Here is a 3,048-nt window from a genome sequence, read left to right as displayed (position 1 = left end):
GCGCGGGGTTAGAGCCAGCCGGAGCGGCGGAACAGGCGGTACAGGGCCAGGGCGGCCAGGGCCATCAGGGCCACCGCGCCGGCGTAGCCGTAGCGCCAGGCCAGCTCGGGCATGTGGTCGAAGTTCATGCCGTAGATGCCGGCGATGCCGGTCTGGGTGGCCGCGATGGCCGCCCACGCCGCGATCTTGCGCATGTCGTTGTTCTGCTCGACCGCGAGCTGCGCCAGGCGGGACTGGACGATCGAGGTGAGCAGGTCGTCGTACGCGGCCACGCGGTCCACCGCCCGACTCAGTCGGCCGTCCACGTCGACGAACCAGCGGTGCAGCGTACGCGGCGGGCCGTCGGAGCCGTCCGAGCCGTCGGTGTCGAGCAGTGTGCGCATCGGCGCCTGCAACGGCAGGACCGCCCTCTTGAACTCCACGACCTCCCGTTTGAGCTGGTAGATGTGCTGGATGTCGGCGGCACGGTCGCGGGCGAACACCGCCTCCTCGACCCGTTCCAGGTCCCGTTCCACGTGCCCGGCCACCTCCAGGTAGGTGTCGACCATCCGGGCGCAGACCGCGTAGGCGACCGCCCACGGGCCGGCGGCCAGCAGCGCGGGCCGGCGTTCGATGTCGGCGCGGACGCTGCGCAGCGCACCGGTGGCGCCGTGCCGCACGGTGATGGCGAACCGGTTGCCGAGCAGCACCATCACGTCGCCGGTGTCGATCACCTCGGAGGTGTCGGTCAGCTCGTCGTGCTCGACGTACCCGGCGGTGCGCAGCACCAGCACCGTCACCGGCCCGTGGCGCTGCACGGTGGGCCGGTGCCCGTCGGCGAGCGCCTGCTCGACGATCAGCTCGTCGAGGCCGAACGTCCGTCCCACCGCGGCGAGCACCGCCGGCCCCGGCTCGTGCAGGCCCAACCAGACGAACGCGTCGCGGCCGCGCCGGGCGTGGGCGTACGCGTCGGCGTAGTGCGGGCGGCCGGGCTCGCGTCGACCGTTGACGTAGACGGCGCAGTCGACCACCGCGTCCGGGTTGGACCGGCGTGGGGTGGGGGAGCCGCCCTCGACCCGTCCGAGCAGTCGACGGGCGAGCGCGCGTACGCCGCGGCCGGCCCGGTCCCGTACCGCTCGCTGATCCACCACGTGTCTCCCCGTCGCCGGCGTACCGCCCCGATCAGGGATGGTGCCACCGCATTCTGCCGAGCGGGGTCCGGCGCCCGACAGGCGGGCGGCCCCGGCTCAGGCGGTGCGGGTGGCGAAGACGACGACGTTGTCGACGTAGTTGCCGGTGGCGTCGTCGAACCGTCCGCCGCAGGTGATGAGGCGCAGCCCGGCGGCGTCCGCCGGGCCGTAGACGAGCGCGGTGGGGAAGCGGTCCTTGGGGTACGCGCGCACGTCGTCCACAGTGAACGTGGTGATCCGCGCGTCGGTGCGGGTGACCTGGATCTCCTGGCCGGCGCGCAGGCGACCGAGGTCGAAGAAGACGGCCGGCCCGCTGGGGGAGTCGACGTGTCCGACCAGGACGGCGTTGCCCGTCTCGCCGGGGCTGACCCCGTGTCGGTACCAGCCGGCGAGGGTGGGCCGGTCCAGGGGTGGCACTTCCAGCACCCCGGCGGCGTCCGCGCCGACGGGGACGATCTCGGCGCGTACCCCGATGGCGGGGATCTGCACCCGGACCGGCGCGGCGCGCGTCAGCGGCGCCAGGTCCGGTGCGGGATGGGTGCGTGCCGGTGTTCCGGCCGGTGGCCGTGGTGGCCGCGCCGGGTCGGCGGTGAGGCCGACCGTGATCAGCCCCAGCCCGCTGATGCCGAGCAGGGCGACCACGGCCGGGAGGGTCCGCCGCCACCACACGTGCGCACCTCCGTACGGGATCGTCGGGGTGCCCGCGCCACCGGCACGGGCACCCGTCCTCAGGGATGGAGCGGGTCGCCGGTCAGGCGACGGCGGACACCGGACGGCGCCGGCGGAACAGGATCACCGCGCCGGCCGCGGCGGTGCCGAGCAGCGTGCCTCCGGCGGCTAGGGCGCCGTTGTCGCGGCTGTCGCCGCCGGAGCCGGCGGGCGCGCCGCCGATCGGGGTGACGGTGAACGTGGAGCTGCCGGCTGAGCTGCCGTCGCCGCAGGTGGCGGCCACCGTGTAGGTGCCCAGGGTGAACCCGGCAGTGAAGAGTTCGGCGCTCAGCCCGCCGCCCGCGGCCGCCGTGGTGGATCGGACGTTCTGGTCGCGGTTGGGGCCGGTGACGCGGAACAGGGCGTCACCCGACTTCGGGTTGCAGGTCGTCGCGGTGAGCACGACGGTTCCACCGACCGGGGTGGTGGCCGGTGACACGGTGGTGTCGGCCAGTGCGGCGCCTGGCAGCAGGAGCGTGCCGAGGCCCACGCCGAGCGCCGCTGAACAGAGTGCTGTTGAGACCTTCATACGCGTCTTCCCTCACTTTTCGTCCGCTGACTGCGTGGGACGTCGTTCGGGTGGCCAACTCCGTGACTAGCACCGGTGTGCCCAACACTAGGTGGGTTGGGGCCTCGATCAGGTGAAAATGAGAAATCCTCGTTGCCGTCACGTGTCCACCCGAAGGTGGGGAGAGCTGCGGAAAGGCCCGGACGGCCCGACCGGCACGGGTGCTCCGGTCGATGTCTGCTCCGGTCGGGCTGTCGTCGCTGAGGCGATGGCGAGGTATCGCGTCGCCTGTCCCAAGACTGTCAGCCGGCGTGCTGCGCCGGCATCGGCTCGCCGGTCTCCACGAGGGTCTTGAGGTTGGCCAGCAACTCGGGCCAGCCGCACCATAGGCAACCACATGGTTGCCGATCAACCTGGCCGTCGGCACGCTTCTGCCGGCGGGATAAGAGCGACCGGCAATAGGCGTTACTTGAGTCGGCGGGTGGTGGGTCGGGTGTCCCAGCGGTAGAGCGTGCGGGCTCGTTGGATGAGTTGACGGATGGTGACGATCGCTGCGGCCAGGTACAGGTAGAAGTCGATGATCTGGGCGTTGCGGTCGGTGCAGCGGCGGATCTTGCCGAAGCCGTTCATCCAGGAGTTGGTTCTCTCCACGACCCAGCGTTT

The 3,048-nt window shown here is 72.2% G+C and carries 3 protein-coding genes and 1 pseudogene; all 4 read right to left on the bottom strand.

What is annotated here, in order from left to right:
- Nucleotides 1-8 precede the first annotated feature (8 nt).
- A complete protein-coding gene (locus F8271_RS30695) occupies nucleotides 9-1,127 on the bottom strand; it encodes a magnesium and cobalt transport protein CorA (RefSeq protein ID WP_151493286.1) in 1,119 nt (372 codons plus the stop codon).
- 99 nt (nucleotides 1,128-1,226) lie between these two features.
- Entirely contained in the window at nucleotides 1,227-1,838 is a 612-nt protein-coding gene (locus F8271_RS30690; RefSeq protein ID WP_151493285.1) for a class F sortase, read from the bottom strand.
- Between the two features lie 82 nt (nucleotides 1,839-1,920).
- On the bottom strand, nucleotides 1,921-2,406 hold the full coding sequence (locus F8271_RS30685; RefSeq protein ID WP_151493284.1) for a hypothetical protein: 486 nt from the start codon (nucleotides 2,404-2,406) through the stop codon (nucleotides 1,921-1,923).
- 444 nt (nucleotides 2,407-2,850) lie between these two features.
- Nucleotides 2,851-3,048: pseudogene (locus F8271_RS30680) on the bottom strand (IS5/IS1182 family transposase); the annotation flags it as partial.

The organism is Micromonospora sp. ALFpr18c (genome assembly GCF_008868155.1).
In the GTDB taxonomy this organism is placed as follows: domain Bacteria; phylum Actinomycetota; class Actinomycetes; order Mycobacteriales; family Micromonosporaceae; genus Micromonospora.
Note: the sequence above shows the minus strand (reverse complement) of the source record. Positions and strands in the feature narration are given on the sequence as shown.